This is a genomic window from Imperialibacter sp. EC-SDR9 (genome assembly GCF_902498805.1).
Classification (GTDB): Bacteria; Bacteroidota; Bacteroidia; order Cytophagales; family Cyclobacteriaceae; genus Imperialibacter.
The window spans coordinates 131961-152687 of record NZ_LR701583.1; the positions used below are offsets into that span (position 1 = coordinate 131961).

General features: G+C 47.9%; 3 protein-coding genes. All 3 read left to right on the plus strand.

Translation table 11 applies throughout. From position 1 onward, the window contains the following. Nucleotides 1-158: 158 nt before the first annotated feature. Nucleotides 159-8189 (plus strand): L-type lectin-domain containing protein (locus GC130_RS28870; RefSeq protein ID WP_226940458.1); only part of this gene is annotated, 8031 nt, incomplete at its 3' end. A 105-nt stretch (nucleotides 8190-8294) separates the two neighbouring features. After that, nucleotides 8295-19784, plus strand: a complete 11490-nt coding sequence (locus tag GC130_RS28875) for a gliding motility-associated C-terminal domain-containing protein (RefSeq protein ID WP_226940459.1) — start codon at nucleotides 8295-8297, stop codon at nucleotides 19782-19784. Nucleotides 19785-19792: 8 nt separating this feature from the next. Beyond that, nucleotides 19793-20722: a type IX secretion system membrane protein PorP/SprF gene (locus GC130_RS12655; protein WP_151998686.1), complete on the plus strand. Its 930-nt coding sequence runs from the start codon at nucleotides 19793-19795 to the stop codon at nucleotides 20720-20722. The last annotated feature ends 5 nt before the right edge of the window (nucleotides 20723-20727 follow it).

Consider the following 20727-nt stretch of genomic DNA (forward strand, 5'->3'; position numbering starts at 1 on the left):
TTCTTTTACTCTTAGATGGGTTACACTTTTTCTTTAAATTGTATTAACAATCTAAGAACGGAAAGCGCTCAAAGTAAAAAACTATGCTTTTATAGCCTTTGAGTTTATCCTAATAAGTATTTTCAGTTTTGAGAAACGCCACGATTTCGAAAAATACCATGAGACGACACAGCCTAGCCACCTCTGCTTTTGCCCTAATTTTGTTTATATGTACTTCTCAGGCCATGGCCCAGCTGCCAAAAACCGAGGGGAGTCCATTACCGAACACCTCATCCTTTTTCATTCCTGACTACAAGGATGGTTTTGCTACCAGGGGAGACGCATCGGCACTTTCAGAGCGCTGTTATCTCATTACTCAAGACCAGAACAACCGTTTTGGCCGCCTTTGGTGGAACACCAAATTAGATCTTACTCAGCCTTTCAGGCTTGATTTTATCATTTTTGCTGGGGACAAAGACGGCAGTGGCGCTGACGGATTTGGTTTTGTGTTGCAAACAGACCCCAGAGGCTTTGAAGCAACTGGTCGGGCCGGTGGTGGGCTTGGGTTTGGAGACTATCAATTTGCCAACAAAATTATTCCATCGGTTGCTATTGAATTCGACACCTGGAGAAATACCGAGTGCCCGGGCACAGCTGGTGATGACCCTGCTCATGATCACACGGCCGTGGCCTACAATGGAAATATTTGCGACCCGCAAACCAACGAATTATCTACTAACAAAACGCCGAGAATACACCCGACCTTTGACAATATTGAAGACAACTCGTGTTATGATTACGTGATCTTGTGGCAGCCTAATGCCGATGGAACACAAACGATTCAGATGTATGTAGAAGAAGAACTGCGAATCTCACATACTGCGAACATGATTACTACCGTTTTCGGCGGGGTGACTAACGTGAATTATGGTTTTACAGGATCAACAGGCGGTGCACGCAACGAACAAACTGTTTGTTTGAGTGGTGGCCAGCAGCCGCCCCTAACAGCGGAAGATAATTTTACCACGCCACAGAACACCAGTAAATTACTTCCTGTAAGGGCTAATGATATTGTTTTGAACCCTGATCTTGATTCACTGTGGACATTTACGATTTTAACTCCTGCAGCTAACGGCTCTTCCTACATTGATGGAGCCACGCTTGACATCATGTATACCCCAAATGTTGGATTTGCCGGACTAGACTCTATCCAATATCAAATATGTGACGTGCCCGTTGGCCGCTGCTATAGCCTTTGTTCTCCTGAGTGGGCTTATATTGATGTTCAGTGCGTGCCCTACAACTTCATGCTCGATAAATTGACTGACAACGAGCTCTGTAATGATGCTCTTCCTGACAATGGGTCAGCCAGGGCTTATATTAGCTCCGCAACTGTAACCAGCACCAGTGTCAACATATGGGAAGAAAAATTTAATGACCTGTCTACCAATGCCACGGTCGATAATGGAACCACATCCTGGAGCAAATCCGGTAACGCAAGTGGTTATGCAAAGGTTGTTAATAGCAGCGGAAACAAGAGATTCGAAGTAAATGATGCCGATCAGATTATTACATGGACATCAGGAGCCATTACAACGACGGGGTATTCCAACGTAAAAATACAAGCAAGTATCAGTGAGGTGGGTACGCTTGAGGGCAACGATAATGTTAAAGCATTCTACCAGGTGGGAACAAACGCCAGAGTGGAATTTTTCAACCACTCTGATGACATCTCCGGAGGCTCAACGTCTGCATCGGTGACCATTCCCAACGGCAGTTTGGGGTCAACTGTAAAGGTAATATTCGAGTTTATTAACAACAGCAGTAGCGAATACTACAGCATTGATGATGTGCTGGTGACTGGTGACTCCCCTCCAACCACAACATATATTACTGCGGGCTATACCTTTAGGTGGTACGATGGTGCCCCCGGAACCACTAATGCAGCTGACTTAGTCTATACAGGTGCTACCTACAACACCATGGCTGAAGGCACCTACACGGTGCAGGCAACTTCAACCTACGGATGCGATGCAACACCTCTAACAGTAACTATAGACAAGGTTACTGATGCTCCTGTTGTAGTGATCAACCAGGTGCAGGAAGTAACCAATTGCGCCAGCCCGAACGGAGTACTTGAGGCCTATGTGAATGTTAACGGTGTTCCTACGACAGCCGGTTATACGTTCCTCTGGTATGTGGGTGTGGATTTCACCTCAAGTTTTGCCACAGGTCCCACAGCAACCAATTTGAAAGCCCAAAACTACTCTGTTAGGGTGATCAATAACACAAGTGGTTGCGAAGCCGTCGAAGAAGAGACGGTGACCTCTACGCTTACGGCTCCTACCGTTCAGGCCACAGTAACTGCCAACGTGACGAGTTGTACAGCACCCAACTCAGGTGCCGTCTCCGCCAGCAGCGGGGGTGTAACTGCCGGTTTTACCTTTAAATGGTACAAAGGCTCAAGTATTAAGGCCATTGCAGACTACACAGGAGCCACTGTATCCAATCTGGTCTCGGGGTTTTATACAGTTCAAGCCGTCAATTCATCAGGTTGCGTATCTGAGGGGGTCACTGTTGAAATTACAAATACTTCGGGAGGACCGGTTCTTGAGACAGAATTCACAGAAAATACCTCTTGCCGGGTGGACGGTAACGGAACGATCACGACTACTTCAGGCGGTGCCACGACTGGGTTTACCTTCGAATATTTTATAGGGCAAAATACGACGAACAGCGTTCCTGCTTATAAGATTACTGGTAACGACGGCAATATTGCTTCATTACTTAAGGGTGGTATTTATACCGTAAAAGTAACAGAGACAGCCACGGGCTGCTTCTCAACCGAAGAAGTAACCATTTCTGACATCCCTTCGACCCTTACTATCGATCCGTCGCAGATCGACCTCAACTCCAATAAGGGGTGCGGACCTACTGCCGATGGTTCTATTGACGCTTCTGCGGCCGTTTCCGGCGGTAGTGGTTCATCTTTTGACTCTAACGGAAACCCGATTGCCATCTCAAGCAGTTCAAATGGAGGCTTTGATCAACCAGATATCTTTGGGTCGACCCCATTTGCTCAGTCTTTTGTTGGCGGCGCAATTAAGACATACAACCAATCGAACGTACCGGGCTGGCAAACCACATCACCTGATGGAAGAATTGAAATCTGGTCTAGTGGGGCACTGGGAGTGCCAGCGTATCAGGGAACACAATTTGCCGAAATCAATGCAAACAACGACGCCACGCTTTACTTTGATGTGGTGACTGTACCAGGAGTGACCATGAACTGGTCGTTTGCTCACAGGGGCAGAGCAGGAACAGATTGTATTGCTCTGTTGATCAATGCACCCGGCGCACCCGACAATCAGATTAATCAATTTTGCACTGGCAACACGGCGTGGAGCCTGTACTCAGGCACTTACGTAGTACCTGCGGGTCAATATGTAACCAGGTTCTTTTATAAAGCTGTTAGTACGGCGGGCGGAAACAAGTCGGTTGGTAACTTTCTGGATGCCATCACATTCGAGGCAGCCGCTAACACATTCGAGCTTTTCCTGGGAAATGACACGAACGGCGTTCCTATTAGCTCAAATGAAACAGGTGTTTTCTCAGGGCTTGACGAAGGCACATATTCCATTAAGTTTCTCGATAACCTGACCGGCTGCTTTGTTTCTGCAACTGACCTTGTTGTCAGCCTGGATCAGGATGTGCCCAATACTGTAGTTACTAAGGTCGACAACACCGGTTGTACGGTAGGTGACGGAGAGATTCTGGTAGTTTCGGAATCGCAATTCACACCCGACGGCGAACCGGCGGCAGGCTACAATATGGAGTTGTGGCAAGGTGGGGTGAAAATAGATGAAGAGATCGGAGTGATGTGGCAAAATGCTACGCTCAAAGCAAGGCATACTTTCACCGGCCTCCTTAGCGGCACCTACACGGTGAAATCAACCAACCCAGCGAAGACCTGTACCTTCGAGCAGGATGTTACGCTGGATGACCTTTCAGTTGATCCTCAATTTGTGGTAACAGGAACGACCAACGAGCCTAATCATGGATGCGACACTCCCGATGGCAGGCTCACGGTGCAGGTGGATGACGGGGCTGGTAACTTCGACGATCCTTCTGAATACACGTTTGAATGGTATTTTGGCAGTGTCGTTTCGGCGCCAGATCTGCTTGTAAACGGCGTTGACCCTGGAAATGGTTCTACTCCAGCGATTAACAGTAATACTGTTACGGGGCTAGCTGCTGGATTTTACACGGTAGTGGCCACCAAAACCTCTGCCGGTTCTACCGGTTGTGAGTCACCTCAGTATACACTCGAGGTTTCCGACGAAAAAACCATCCCGGATATCACCATTGTTGAAGATCAGCCAGACATCTCCTGTGGAGGGGCTGGTACTGCCCAGCTTTCTGCATCAGTAACTGAGAATGGAACGCCGGGCGTAACCGTTGGCTACACATTTGAGTGGTTTACAGGAGCAACTGCCGGAACAGCTGGCACCGGTTTTGCGACCGGAACTCAAACTGCTGCCAACCTTTCTGCTGGTGAGTATACGGTACTGGTTACAAACACGGCGACTGGTTGTGTGAATGACCTTACCTATGAAATTAATAGTAACCCGGTCAAGCCAGCAACAACACTTAATGTTAAGAACCCCAATACAAGCTGTTTGGTCGCCAATTACAATGGCGGAGCAACTGTTAATGTAAGTTTTAATGGAACGCCTGTAGCAAGCCCATCATCTGCTGGCTACACCTTTGTTTGGCACGTTGGTAGTGGTACTGGGGGAGCGGTTGTTACCAACGGCAATAATGGAGCCGTAGGCGGAAGCGTTACCGGAGCAACCACCGAAACCATTGGTGGTCTTAACGGCGGGCAGTACACTGTGGTGGCTACTAACCCAACCACAGGCTGCGAAGCAGATCCTTTTGTTGTTACGATTGTTAACAGCCCTGTGCTGCCAAATATCGTTATCACCAAGTTGTCGGATCAGACAAATTGCGATGTTCCCAACAATGGTTCTCTAAGTGCTGACGTAACTGTAAGCGGTACTCCTCAGCTTGGAGTCGGCTATACTTTCCAATGGTATGCTGGTGGTTCAGTAAGCGGTGCTGTACTTACAACGAACCGTCAGATAGATAATTTAGCTGCTGGTACCTATACCGTAAGAGTTACCAACCAATCGACAGGTTGTGTGCAGGTGCTTACTTCCTCTGTCTCCCAGGTTTTGGCTGACATAGACGGATCGGGAACTAAAGCCGACTCGGAAGACTGCTCCGGCAATGGCAGTATCACTATTACCAGTGCCTCCATAACAACTTCCGGGGCACCTGTGGTAGCTAATTCAGAGGCGGCTATTCTGGCGAGCTACAACCTCACCTTGCAGGATGCTTCCAACGCCGACATCACCGACTCAGACACTGACGGCTCTGCGACTTTCGGTGGTTTGATGCCTGGCACCTACTATGTGGTGATTACCCACAAATCTTCCAGTTGTGATTCTGAAACATTGCAGTTCGACATCGCCGACAATGCGGTATCACCTACACTGTCGATCACAGAAGATCAGCCTTCTTCAATTTGCCCGGGTGGAACGGGTGGTGATGGAGAAGCGACCGTAACTGTGACCAACGCTGGCGGCAGTACTGATTACACCTACAAGTGGCATACCGGCACAGACACCTCAACCCCCATCGATCCGGTACTTAACACGTCAGCAGCAACAGCTACATTGACTGGCGTTGCGGCCGGATTTTACACTGTGTTGGTAACCGACAATGCCTCTCTTGGTGATGGGTGTTTTGCTACTGAGACGGTGGAGATTACTGCAGCTACTCCCACAATAGAGGTTGTTGCCACTACGGTGAATGCTAATAACTGCCCTACGCCTAACAATGGTTCTTATACTATTACATCGGTTACCGAAGACGCAGGATCAGGCGCCACAGTTGTGGCTGCTGTTGCTGACTACACCTACGAATTCTTTAACAACGCTGGAACTTCTATTCAAGGGCCTAACACTACTGCCTCTATTTCAAACCTTGCAGTTGGTAACTACTCAGTAGTCGTTAAGCGTACTTCTTCGCAGTGTAGCTCGGCTTCTATTCCCTTCTCTATCACTGATGTGTCGGTAGCTCCTATTGTTAGCCTTACGGCTGTCGATAACACCAGCTGTAATGGTGGTGCAACTGCCAATGGCTCATTAACTGCTACGGTAACCAATAATACCGTTCCTGCTGTTAATTTCAACTACACTTTTACATGGTATGTGTCTACCCCTGCCAACTTCGGTAATACCGTAGCGGCCACTCCTCTGACTAATGGTACTAATTACAATGGTGCTACGGTCGCAATAGGCGACAATGGTGGCTTTACTGGTAATGTGCTCTCAGCACTGCCTGCCAACATTGCTGGTCAGGTATATTGGGTGAGAGTAACAGACACAACTGACCCGTCAAGCAATTGCCGTGTTGATGCAAACAGAACCATTGCTGACAACCCGGCTACTATTGTTGTCACTGCTTCCACGGCAACTCCGTCTAATCAGTGTACACCTTCTAATGGCTCTATTGAACTCACTGCCATTACTGTTAACGGAACGCCCACCAACACTGCGGCCGGTTTCCAGGGACTTACCGGATATACTTACAGAGTATTGAGAAGCGATGCAACCACTCTTGAAAAAGTATTCGACGTAGCAGCCAATGGTGGTACAAACACATTCCCCACTGCTACCGCTCTTGCTCCAGGTACTTACTTCATCGAAGTAACTAACGACCTGGGGTGCGTGTCGGCGCTTAAACAGTTTAGTATTACAGATGCCAGTGTTGCCCCTGTCCTTGCTGCATCGGAAGCTGCACCCTCCTCTGTTTGCGCTGGTGGTACCGGAGCAAATGGTTCCGCTACAGTAAACGTCACCAACTCGGGTGGTAGTACCGACTATACCTATCAATGGTACACAGGAACAAGCGCTGTGCCTGCTAATATCATTGCCGCTGGTACCAATGCATCGGCTGTCACTGCTACTTTAACAGGGGTAGCTGCAGGACAGTACACTGTACAGGTAACTGACACCAACGGTGCCGGACTTGGTTGTTCACAAGTGGCTACTACCACCGTAACCCTGGCTAAGCCTACCATAGCAGTGACAAGCACTACGGTCAACGCCTCTAATTGCCCTACGCCTAACAATGGCACCTACACTATCAACACAGTTACTGAAAATGGTAGTGCGGTGGGTGGAGTAACTCTTACTGACTATACCTACGAGTTCTTCAACAACGCTGGAACTTCTATTCAAGGGCCTAACACTACTGCCTCTATTTCAAACCTTGCAGTTGGTAACTACTCAGTAGTCGTTAAGCGTACTTCTTCGCAGTGTAGCTCGGCTTCTATTCCCTTCTCTATCACTGATGTGTCGGTAGCTCCTATTGTTAGCCTTACGGCTGTCGATAACACCAGCTGTAATGGTGGTGCAACTGCCAATGGCTCATTAACTGCTACGGTAACCAATAATACCGTTCCTGCTGTTAATTTCAACTACACTTTTACATGGTATGTGTCTACCCCTGCCAACTTCGGTAATACCGTAGCGGCCACTCCTCTGACTAATGGTACTAATTACAATGGTGCTACGGTCGCAATAGGCGACAATGGTGGCTTTACTGGTAATGTGCTCTCAGCACTGCCTGCCAACATTGCTGGTCAGGTATATTGGGTGAGAGTAACAGACACAACTGACCCGTCAAGCAATTGCCGTGTTGATGCAAACAGAACCATTGCTGACAACCCGGCTACTATTGTTGTCACTGCTTCCACGGCAACTCCGTCTAATCAGTGTACACCTTCTAATGGCTCTATTGAACTCACTGCCATTACTGTTAACGGAACGCCCACCAACACTGCGGCCGGTTTCCAGGGACTTACCGGATATACTTACAGAGTATTGAGAAGCGATGCAACCACTCTTGAAAAAGTATTCGACGTAGCAGCCAATGGTGGTACAAACACATTCCCCACTGCTACCGCTCTTGCTCCAGGTACTTACTTCATCGAAGTAACTAACGACCTGGGGTGCGTGTCGGCGCTTAAACAGTTTAGTATTACAGATGCCAGTGTTGCCCCTGTCCTTGCTGCATCGGAAGCTGCACCCTCCTCTGTTTGCGCTGGTGGTACCGGAGCAAATGGTTCCGCTACAGTANAAGTATTCGACGTAGCAGCCAATGGTGGTACAAACACATTCCCCACTGCTACCGCTCTTGCTCCAGGTACTTACTTCATCGAAGTAACTAACGACCTGGGGTGCGTGTCGGCGCTTAAACAGTTTAGCATTGGTAATACAACACCAATTCCAACGACCAATACGGTAGCTGGGGTCGACAATACATCTTGTACTGCTACGCCGAACGGCCAGGTATCATCGAATTTTGTTTGGACAGGCGGAGCGATTTCCTATCAGTGGTATTTCGGTACTATAGCCTCTGGAACGGCCGTAGCACTCGTGACTGGGGCTAACCCAGGCAATGGATCTGTACCCAGCGATCCAACATTAGCAACCGTTACAGGATTATCGGCAGGCACCTACTATGTGGAAATTACTGATACGGATGGAGGTGCTGGCACAGGTTGCGTTTACCGGCAGGAAGTTTCTATCCTTACGGATCAACCAGTGATCACAATTGCTGGCAGCAACAAAAATCAAGACAATACAATTTGTGATCCGGCCGCAGACCCTGACGGATACAATGGAGAATTCGAAGTGCTGACTGTCAATAAGGATGGCGTTGCAGATGTGCTTGGAAGCTACACATTTGACTGGTATACCAGCGCCGGAGTTTTCATCATCAATACTGCTGGTGCAATAAATAATGACTTCAATGCCGGAAGCTACCGAGTGGTGGCAAAAAATACAGCAACAGGTTGTGTGTCTTCGCCGGTTCCATTTACCATTGGAGACAACACGGCTAAGCCAGTATTGGCAGGTAACTTCACCATTACACCATCTTTAAGTTGCGACAATACCAATTTCCCTAATGGTACAATTGATATAGACCCTGATGGCAACGTCGCCAACAATCCCGCTGGTTATACTATTGAATGGCATACCGGTGGAACTGCGACTATGGCAGTAGGAAATGTTACAACCGATAATAACAATCTCTCCGATGACTTAATAGACGACGTGTTGGACAACGTTTCACCTGGAACTTATTCTGTTAAAGTGACAAATACAGCCACTGGTTGTTTCAGAGTTCAACAGTTTGTAGTAGGGTCTGGTGTGCCTGCCTCACCATCCTTGACGGTAGCGGTTACACAAGAGGTGACCGATTGTAACAACCCTGATGGCATCCTCACCGGAACGCCAGCTCCAAAGGCCGCCTCAGAATATAACTGGTTTTGGTTTACTGACGACCAGACCACTAGCGTGACCACTGTCGGTGGTGATGTATCGGTGGAGGGAGTAGCGTCAAGCCTTCCAGAGGGCCTTTATTACGTAAGAATTCAGGACAAAGAGACCGGTTGTGTATCTAGCTTGATGAGCAAAACACTCACCAGGTCGTCTGTCGCTCTGGTAAGTGTAACCATCAATTCCGCACCTGGGGATTGCGATTCAGATGCTGGCGAGTTTGAGTTTGATATAACCGGCAGCTCTGGTGTTGTTGACATACGTGTTCTGAAAGAAGACGGCACAGTAATGATCACCCAAACTGGCATCAACGTGGCCGCTGTCAACCCTGACGTCACAGTGGCAGACTCTGATCCCGGTGCCACTACCTATTTCTCCAATGCTGGTTTTATTAATGGCAAGTACGTAATTGAAGTGACTGATCAGGTTACAGGTTGTGTTGACGAGCAAGACTTCTTTTTACCATACGTTGGCGCTCCACGACTAGATTTAGCTGTCCCAGTCGTTGTTAGTCATAGTACCAACTGCCAGCCTTACGATGGTGCAGCTATTATCGCAGGAGATAACACCAATGGAGTGACCGGTGGCCAGGGAGGTGCAACAGGCCAAGTTAGTGTAACACTTACGCTTGTGGACGGAGAATTCACAGGTGACAGTCATGACAATTATCAGGTATTCCTTTTCCCAACAACAGTAGTTACACAACCCGAAACTGAAATAGTTCTTACGGTCGATGATATTACTGGTTTCTCCGTAAATGACAATATGACCATCAATGGAGGGACAGCAACCGGAGAAATAGACGCTATCAGCGGTCTGGAGCTGACAATTGATTATACAGGAGGGGACATTACCAGCATTTTGGCTGGTAATACAATTAGCGATGGAATCAACACTCACACTATCACTGGGGTTACTCATGCTGGGTTATGGTCTGTTGCTGAAGGCAGGCCTACCAATATTCAGGTGCTAGAAGGAACCACGGCATTTCAAAATCAGGCCAACCTAGGATATGGTGACGTAACAGCAGGCCACGATGATATAGAAAACACCTATGTGTTTAGTGGCCTGACCGCTGGGGAATACACTGTAATGGCAGCCCAGGAAGGAGCACTATTTTGCTTGTCTCCGTCAGTAGTCTTCGAAATCGAAGACAGATTCTTTGAGCTATACATTGACGAATCAGATGTCGCAGACATTGAAATAACCAACGATACCAATTGCAATGGAATCGCCGCCAACTCAAATGGTGTTATTAACATTAAACAGATTGATCGTAGAATTCTTGACGGAGCTGGTGTTCCTACTAGTGATGGTATTGATGATGCAACCATTAGTACAGACTACACTTACCAGTGGTTTGAAGGCATCAACACCTCTGCTCCAGCACTCGGAACAACTGCAACTGCTGCAGTCAACAACGGTCACCAAATCACTAATATCCCTGCTGGCTCTTACACCGTACTTATCACAAACGGAACAACAACTACCGGTAGCGCCGATGCATGTACAGCCACCTATACGTTCGAGGTTCAAAACGAACCGGAAGTAATTGAAGTAATCGCAGCACCGACCGACAATACCAACTGTTCTGCACCTTTTAACGGAGTTATTACGATCACTACCGTTGAGGTAGATGGAGGCGGTGCAATGCCGTGGAATACAACGGCTAATTTTAGCGCTAATTTGTACAAAGTAGGTGCGGCTACACCATTTGCAGGCCCTATATTTTCGAATGGTGCTACCGACCAATTCACTGCTCTTGAAGACGGGGATTATGAAGTGGTTGTTGAAAATAGCCTCACTTGCGAATCGACTGCCTTCCCTGTCACAGTAGTAGATGCTACTACACTGCCAACACTAACTGTTAGCTCTACTACCAACAACACCAACTGCACAACCAATAATGGTCAGATTACCGTCGATTTAGGTGGAGCGGTTGCAGGTTACAATTACAGCTGGTTTGTTGGTGACATCACCAGCACAACTGCTTTTACCGGAACTGAGTCAAACCCGTCAGGCACAGAAACTCAAATTTCCGGGCTATCTGGTGGTACTTATACACTTAAAGTAACGGACAACTCTTCACCTGATTTTGGTTGTTTCAGTTTTGTCACGGAAACTATTGCCGACGATATCGATAACATTATTGACTTTACTTTCAACGTAGTTGATAACCCCGATTGTACACCGGATAATGGATCAGTGACATTAACCAGCATCGACCTCTACAATAGCTCCACCAATGTGGCAAGCACTTTAACTGCGCCGGGCGACATCATAGCCATTGATGCATATACCATGAATGTCTACGATGCATCAGACAACTCGATAGTTGACACCAATGTGGAAGATGCCGGTGATAATGTAACCATTGCCGGGCTACCAGCTGGAAATTACCTGATTGAGATTCTAAATCCGGCAACACAATGTTTCTCAGCCCAAAAGGCGTTCACAATCGATGACCTCAGTAGTTCACCTACTGTTGACATTGTGGAAGATCAGAAGAACACCATTTGCGATCCAACTTTCGGTGCGTTAGAAGCTAACGGGCAGTTGACTGCTACTGTTACCGGAGACGCTGATGACAACTACACTTTCCAATGGTACAACGGCCCCACAGGAAATGTCGGCTCAAGTACTGCTCTTTCTAATGGAGTAGCGCACAATGGTTCGACAGTAGGTATTGACGAATCGGGTGTCAACACATCTGTCATCTCTAACATTCAAGAAGGTAATTACTGGGTTTTCATCACTGACGTGACTACTGGAAATTTGGGATGTACTGTCACTGGTGGGTTTACACTTACAGCTAACCTCACTCCTGTAACGCTGGACATTGCCAATGTTTCGACAACTCCAGCAACTGATTGCGCCAACCCTGACAATGGAACAATAAGCATCGACTTAGCTGATATATCGGGTTTTCTGGGTAACGACATGAGCGATTACCGAATAATCATTGCAGGTGTTACTACAACCGCAGATGATCAGACATACAACCCTGGCGCAGTTGATCCATTTATTATTACAGACTTATCCGCTGATACCTATGATTTGACTATCATCGACAAAACAACTGGGTGTGTTTCAGTGGTCTATCAAAAAACCGTGCTGTTCGCTCCTGTCGAGCCTATCATTGAAGTGACGACAAATAGCGCCAACAGATTCTGCGACACAAGTGGCGGTACTGTTGGAAATGGAGCAATTGAAATTCGTGTTCAAAACCCTCTGGGTGGATACTACGATCCTGCCAACTACACCTTCGATTGGTATGACCTTCAATCCGGTAGTGCTGGCCCGTCATCCCCATCATCAGGTGTCGGCGACGCTCTCCCTGGCGCCGGCTCCGATGAAAGAACCAATCTGGCTCCTGGCTTTTACACTGTAGTGGTCACTGCGAATGACGTAGCTGCCAATGATGGTTTGGGTAGAGGTTGCTTTGATCAGGTGATAGTTGAAGTGCTTGACAACCCTGACGTAATAGAACTTAACACAACAATTGTTGATGTAACAAATGTAACCGATTGCACACCTGATAACGGTCAAATTGAGGTGACTGATGTGCTCCGCAATACGTCTAGTGACGCCCTCGGCAATTACACCTTCCACCTGTATCAAAGTGATGGAGTAACTGAAATCCCAGCCGCTTCGGCCTTCAATGGCACAGCGATCGTTTCTTCGCTTTCTCCGGCAACCTATTTTGTAGAGGCGAGGAGCACAACAGGCAGTGGTTGCTCATCTAACTTGCTTCAGGTTGTGATAGAAGACGACGCTGTTACCCCTACTGTAGCCATTGTACAAGATCAGGCTAACACCATTTGTGATCCTAATTTTGGTACTCTTGAAGCAAACGGTCAGTTAACAGCTACCGTTACCGGAGACGCTGATGACAACTATACTTTCCAATGGTACAAAGGGCCAACTGGTAATGTTGGTGCGAGTACCGCTCTGGCAGATGCCATGGTCATCAATGGTTCTACGATGGATATTGATGAATCAGGAGTTCGCACTTCGGTTCTTAGCTTTGTCGAACAAGGTAACTATTGGGTTCAGGTCACTGACATCACTACTGGAAATCTCGGATGTACTGTCACTGGTGGATTTACACTTACAGCTAACCTCACTCCTGTAACACTGGATGTGGCCAATGTGGTGGCTAACCCTGCTACAGACTGTACAGCGCCTGCCAATGGATCAATCATCATTGATCTGGCCGACATATCAGGAAGTGGTGCTGCCATTACTGACTACACCATCGCTATCAATGGTGTAAATACAAATTTAGCTGACAACGCTGCTTTGGCGCTGTCGACTGATCCTGAAACAATCAGCAACCTTGAGCCTGATACTTACGATATCACTATCACCGACGAAACAACTGGTTGTGTATCCACAACATATCAGGTTACTGTCGGTCAGGATGGTACTGAGCCTACCATCAACCTGGTAAGTGTTACTGCCGACAACTTCTGCACTGGTGGAAACGGTACTATTCAGCTGGAAGTAACTGCGCCTGATCTCGACGAATCAAACTACACTTTCGACTGGTATCAGGGTGTAGGTGTGACTGATCCTTTCACGCTGGCTGAAGGCTCCCCAGGCAATGGCCCTATTGCAGGTGTAGCCGGAACAGGCAACGGTGGTGGCGATGAAATCACAGGACTTAGTGCTGGTTTCTATACCATAGTGGTCACTGCTTCAGGAACTGCTGCCGATGGCGTCGGCTGCTCAGACCAAATCGTGGTAGAAGTGCTCGATGATCCTTATGAGCTTACTATTTCCAATACTGCAGTAACTGACGTAGCTGACTGTACGCCGGACAATGGAATCATTGATGTCACTGAACTTACATATACTTCAGTAGAAGATGGAGCCACAACTATCACCGCAGCTGGCCTTAGTGATGCCAACCTTACCTACAACGTGTATGACAATGCTGCCCTGACCGTTAATGCAAATACATTAACTATTACTGGCGCTGCTCCTACTTTCACTTCTTTGGCTCCTGGGACCTACTATGTAACCGCCCAATTTACAGGTGGTGCCATCGCTCCCGGATGCGTGTCTCCTGCTGTACAACTTGAAGTGTTGGATAATGGCACAGCTCCTACAGTAGCCATCGTGCAAAATCAGGCTAATACCATTTGTGATCCTAATTTTGGCGCTCTTGAGGCAGACGGTCAGTTAACAGCAACTGTCACCGGAGACGCTGATGACAACTATACTTTCCAATGGTACAAAGGCCCAACTGGTAATGTTGGTGCGAGTACCGCTCTGGCAGATGCCATGGTTATCAATGGCTCTACAATGGATATTGATGAATCAGGAATTCGTACTTCGGTTCTTAGCTTTGTGGAGCAAGGCAACTATTGGGTTCAGGTCACTGACGTCACTACTGGAAATTTGGGATGTACTGTCACTGGTGGATTTACACTCGCATCTAACCTCACTCCAATAACACTGGATGTGGCCAATGTGGTAGCCAACCCTGCTACTGACTGTACAGCGCCTGCCAATGGCTCTATAATCATTGACCTGGCTGACATCTCAGGAAGTGGAGCAGCTATTACTGACTATACAATTGCTATCAACGGAGTAAATACAAACTCAGCTGATAATGCTGCTTTAGCTCTCTCGACTGACCCTGAAACGATCAGCAACCTTGAGCCTGATACTTACGATATCACTATCACCGACGAAACAACTGGTTGTGTATCCACAACATATCAGGTTACTGTCGGTCAGGATGGTACTGAGCCCACAATGAGTGCTGTCGTAACACCAGACACATATTGTACCGGTGGTGATGGTACGATTAACCTATCGATCACTAACGGTGACGGAGATGAAGCAAGGTACGACTTTCAATGGTTTAGCGGTGTAGGTACTGCTGCACCTAGTGTTGCTCTCCCTGCCCTAAGCGGTGTTAACATGTTCTCTGCTTCTAACCTCGACGCAGGTTTCTACACCATCGTCGTCACAGCACAAGCCACAGCTACAGCAGGTGTCGGCTGTTCCGATCAAATCGTGGTGCAAGTACAAGACACCCCAGCTAACCTGTCCATTCCCGCCACGGGCGTTAACATTACAAATGTGAACGACTGTAGCCCGGCGAATGGAAGACTGGAAGTGGATGAAATTAAAGTAGCGGGTGTCACCTTGACTACTACCACCGACTTAGCCAACTACCAGATTGAGCTTTGGAACAGTGGCAATACCGCTTTGATCAGGCTGTTTGACAACCAGGGTGTTGCTGGCGTTAGCTTCCCTAACACAACGGCCAACCTCACTGCTGGTACCTACTTTGTTAGAGCAAGAAACCTTACTACCGGTTGTTTATCGCCAGGAAGACAGGTAAACATCATTAACCAGACCGTGAAGCCGGTAGTGACCATCACTCAAAACCAGGCGAACACCTACTGTGACCCTGCCAACTTCGACGGTCAACTGACCGCCTTCGTAGGCGGTGTAGATGGAACAACACTTGGTGGCGATTATACCTTCCAATGGCATAAAGGCACGGTAGCTTCAAGCACACCAGTTCCTAACGGCGATGGTGGCAACACTGCCCAAATCACGGGAGCTGAAGATGGCAATTATTGGGTAGAAGTAACCGACAGCAATCCAGCCAATCTGGGTTGTACAGCACGAGCCACTTTCAACCTCCAATACGTACCAGTAGTAATCACCCTACAGGCCAGCAGCACTGATGATACGTCATGTGCGGCTGACAACGGCAGGATTTTCTTTGGAGGCTCAGACTTCGTGAATATCACAAGTGCTGGAAATCCAACCGATGATGCAAGTGCCACCACCCCTGGATTGATTGATACAGATTACACGCTGGAGCTCTTCAATTCAAGCTTTGGTTCACTGGGAGCTGTAACAGCAGTTGATCTCACCAACACCAACATGTATGCCCCTGGCCGTTACTATTTAGTAGCAACCCATAGAGTATTTAAATGCTCTTCTGAGTTCTATCCATTAGATATCGAGGACGCTATTGAGTTCCCTGAACTTGAAACATCTTCGATCACCGCAGATGTCAACTGCACAGGCGACAATGGAACCATTACATTTGGCATGAGAACTGGAGCCGACATTATTGGTGAGACCTATAGCCTGACCTGGACATACCAGACAACTTTATCTGCCGCAGCTAGTGCCTTTGTTCCCGGCTCGATCAGCGGAGATGGTAACTCAGGAACTGAGTTTGTGGTTTCCGACCTGGCTGCAGGCTTCTATACTGTAATAGTAGAAAATACTGCTTCTGGTTGCGAAACCACCGAGCGGTTCCAGGTTACTCAGAACCTTGTGACCCCTGCCTTTACCGTAGCGGCGTTGACACACTCTACGTTGTGTACTACTCCGGCGGGTAACGGATCATTCGAATTGAGGAGCAATAAGATCGCAACGGGCGTTCAGGATCTGCAGGCGTATACCTGGAGACTTTACCAAAGCGACAAAACAACACAGATAGGTGCCAACCTCGACGTAAGCGGGTCAACCACTGTTTACAATCATACGAGAACGCTTGGCCAGGGTGAATACTACATTCAAGCAACCAGAAATTCGACAGGTTGTCCTTCGGCATTCATTAAGCTGACTATCGAAGACCACCACGTGAATCCTTCACTGACAGCCGTAGTTACTGAAGACCAGGGTTGTGTGGGTGGAACGCTTGGCGTGGGAGCAATAACAATCACTCTGGCTGCACAGGATACGGACGGCGATGCTACAACAGATGGCACGACCATTACTTGGGCCAATACTGCCGGAGCACTGCCTGCCTTCAATGGCCTGACAACCATCACCGGTCTCTCAGCTGACACTTATACGGTCACGATAGTTAACAATGTCTCGACCTGTCAAGTGTCCCAGCAAATAGTTGTAGGCACCCAGTCGCTTCCAGTCGTAGTAACCGCAAGAACAACTACTGACCAAACCAGCTGTACACCTAACGGTGCTGCTTCGGTAGACGTAGTTACTCTGGGTGGCGCTGCAAGTGCTTTGGCAGACTACAACTTCACTTGGAAGGATGTAGACAATGCCACTACCCTTGTCAACAATGTGGCTGGGCAGAACAGCATCAGCAACCTGAGCGCTGGAGCTTACACTGTCACTCTAACACATGCCGTTACAGGTTGTGCGCAGACACTTGAATTTGTGGTAGAAGAAGAAATCACTTACCCTGTGGCCGACATCACACTGGTGCAGGTTGATCAAAGCTGTGATCCTTCCACTGCCAATGGAGAGTTGAGTGTAATAGTAGATGATCCAAGTGCTGTTGGCTACGATATCAACAACTATGTAATCACCTGGTACGAAGGCAGTGGTGTAACAGGCACTAACCTGGGCAACACGCAATCCATTAGTGGTTTGGCTGCCGGGCCTTACACCGTTGAGGTATTGAATAACCTTACCGGTTGCACAAGCACCGCAGAAATCACCTTAGAGAACGTGCCGGTAATACCGCAGTTGATTTTTGATGACATTGAGGTGTTGCCAATGACAGTATGTGACCCAGCTGATGGCTCTATAGAGATCAACGGCATCACGCCTGGCGTATTGGCTGATTATACCTTCGAGCTGTGGAACGTAAACCCGGCTACGGCGGGTGCATCACCAATCGCTTCAGCTACCGACACTATCTTCACGGACTTAGAAGCAGGCATCTACTACATAAGGGCTGTGGACAATGCCTTCGGATGTAGCTCCATAGAAGTAGAAGTAGAAGTGGAAGACGCTTCAACACCGCCTGTAATTAGTCTGGTAAATGTTGAGGTGCAAACGAACTGTAACCCTGCCATTCCTAACGGCTTACTCGAAGTAACAGCTAATGGGTCAAATGACACAAATGCCTATACTTTCGCCTGGTACAGGGGCACCACAGCCACCGGCACGCCGCTTCTGACAAACAACCCTGTCCTCAGTGGTATTGCTGCCGGTATGTACACCGTGCTGGTCACAGACCTTGCCACAGGTTGCAGCTCTGTTGAGACTTATCCAATGACGGACGAGTCAATCAACCCACTGGAAGTAACAACTACGGCAACTGTGAACGACAGATGTATAGCACCATTTGATGGTGTAGTAGCCGCTAACCTGATCACCCTGCCATTTGGTAAGGAAATTCAGGACTATAAGTTCGTATGGAACGCAGGTTTGGTTCCTCCTGGCTTCAACACCGGAGAGTTTGACTTTGAAGGACAGTCGTGGGAGAATTTGAACAGCGGTACGTATACACTGATGGTGTATAACCGGGGTGACCAATTGTGTCAGTCACAACCAATTCAAGTCGTGGTGCCGGATGCAACTACCATTCCTGACGTGATCGTTACTGAGACACAGGCACTGACCATATGCTTCGAAGACCAACCCAACGGCGAATTGACTGCTATCCTTGCCGACAGCACAGTAACCGGTCACACTTTCGAATGGTATATCGGAGCGCTGGTTGATCCAGCCGCTAAAATCTTCGACGGGCCTGTGGTTGGCAATCTGGCTGCTGGTCCCTACACACTGAGAGTGACCAACACAATTACTGGTTGTCAGTCTACCCAAACAGTAGAGGTGACGGATCAAACAGTAACGCCTTCTAACCCGACTCTGACACTTGTGAGTAATATGACAAGTTGTGCCGCTCCAAACGGTGAAGCGAGGGCGACAGTGGACGGCAACATTGGCAACTATCAGTTCGACTGGTACGAAGCAACAGATACTACCACTATCATTTACACCGGCTTCGATCCTAAGGGGCTGGGAAGAGAAGGTGAAACCGTAGAGTACATTGTGATCGCTACTGATCTTCTGACAGGTTGCGTATCTGAAGAGTCAAGAATATCAATCAGCGATGCTCGTACAGAGCCTCAGTTTGTGGTGGATGTGCAAGACTCACAGTGTCTGGTGCCAACAGGAGTTGCGCTGCTGGTGTTCCCTGAGCCTGTAGAGCTTGACAGCGTTGTGTGGACTCACCTTGCTACTGGCAACACTACTTTTGAAGGTGGTTTGTTTGAAGCAACTTTTGGTGACTATTCGGTGACCATTTGGGATGGCAACGGATGTACTGCGACACAGGAATTCACTATCGGGGCGGATATCGTGATTTACAATGGCGTCTCTGCCAATGGCGATGGACTGAACGATTTCTTCATCATGGATTGTATCGATCAGTTCCCTAACAACAATGTGAAGATATTCAACAGAGCCGGAGCTATTGTATGGGAAAACGATGGTTACGACAACACCGACATATACTTTGACGGTGTAAGTAATAAGGGAATAGTTGCTGGAAGCAGGCTGTTACCTGCAGGTACCTATTTCTATCTCGTCGACAAAGGTGATGGAACTGATCCACTTTCTGGCTATCTTGAGCTCGTAAGATAATTTGAAGTATGAAGATTGTAACTAGATTATCGTTCTGCGTCGTGTTGTTGTTGGGTAGCTGGGGTGTATTCGCCCAGCAACGCCCGGTTATTTCGCAGTACATGTACAACGGAATGGTACTTAACCCTGCCTACGCCGGCAGCACCAACGAGTTCAGTGCTGCGGTTATCCACCGGGATCAATGGGTCAATATTGATGGTGCACCGTCATTCCAGACATTCACTGGGCACACACCTTTGTTTAGTAATCAGATCGGCGTCGGTCTAACGGCAACGAGAGACCAGGTGGGTATTCATACTGATTATGGATTTTATGCCAGCTATGCCTACAAAATCAAGCTAGCGACAGGCTATTTGGCAATGGGGCTGCAAGGCGGGTTCAATGACAGAAGATCAAACTACGACCTGCTTACTATCAGGGATGAAAATGACAACATTCTTTCAGGAGTTGATCGAAAGTTCAGCCCGAATTTTGGAACAGGTGCTTACTATTACAATAAACGAGTGTACCTGGGAGCATCGATCCCCCACATTGTTAAAAACAGGGTTGTCGATGTAAGTTTAGGGAAGGAGACGGAAGCCAGAACACCCCGCTACGTATATTTAACCGGCGGAATAGTTTTCCCTTTGACCGATAACATCAATCTGCTCCCAGCCGTGCTGATCAGGTACCAGGATCACCTGCCATTGGGTATCGACCTTAACTGCAATGTGATATTTGAAGACATTGTTTACGCAGGTCTCTCCTACCGTAGCGGTGACTCAATGACGTTGATCACCCAACTTGTATTGAACGAGAACATCCGGCTTGGCTATGCCTACGATATGGTTACATCGAACCAAAGGCAATACACGAACGGAACGCATGAGATCATGATCAACTATAGAGTATTAATAAAGGCTCTTTCTAAAGATCCTTTATGCCCTGTTTATTATTAATCAAC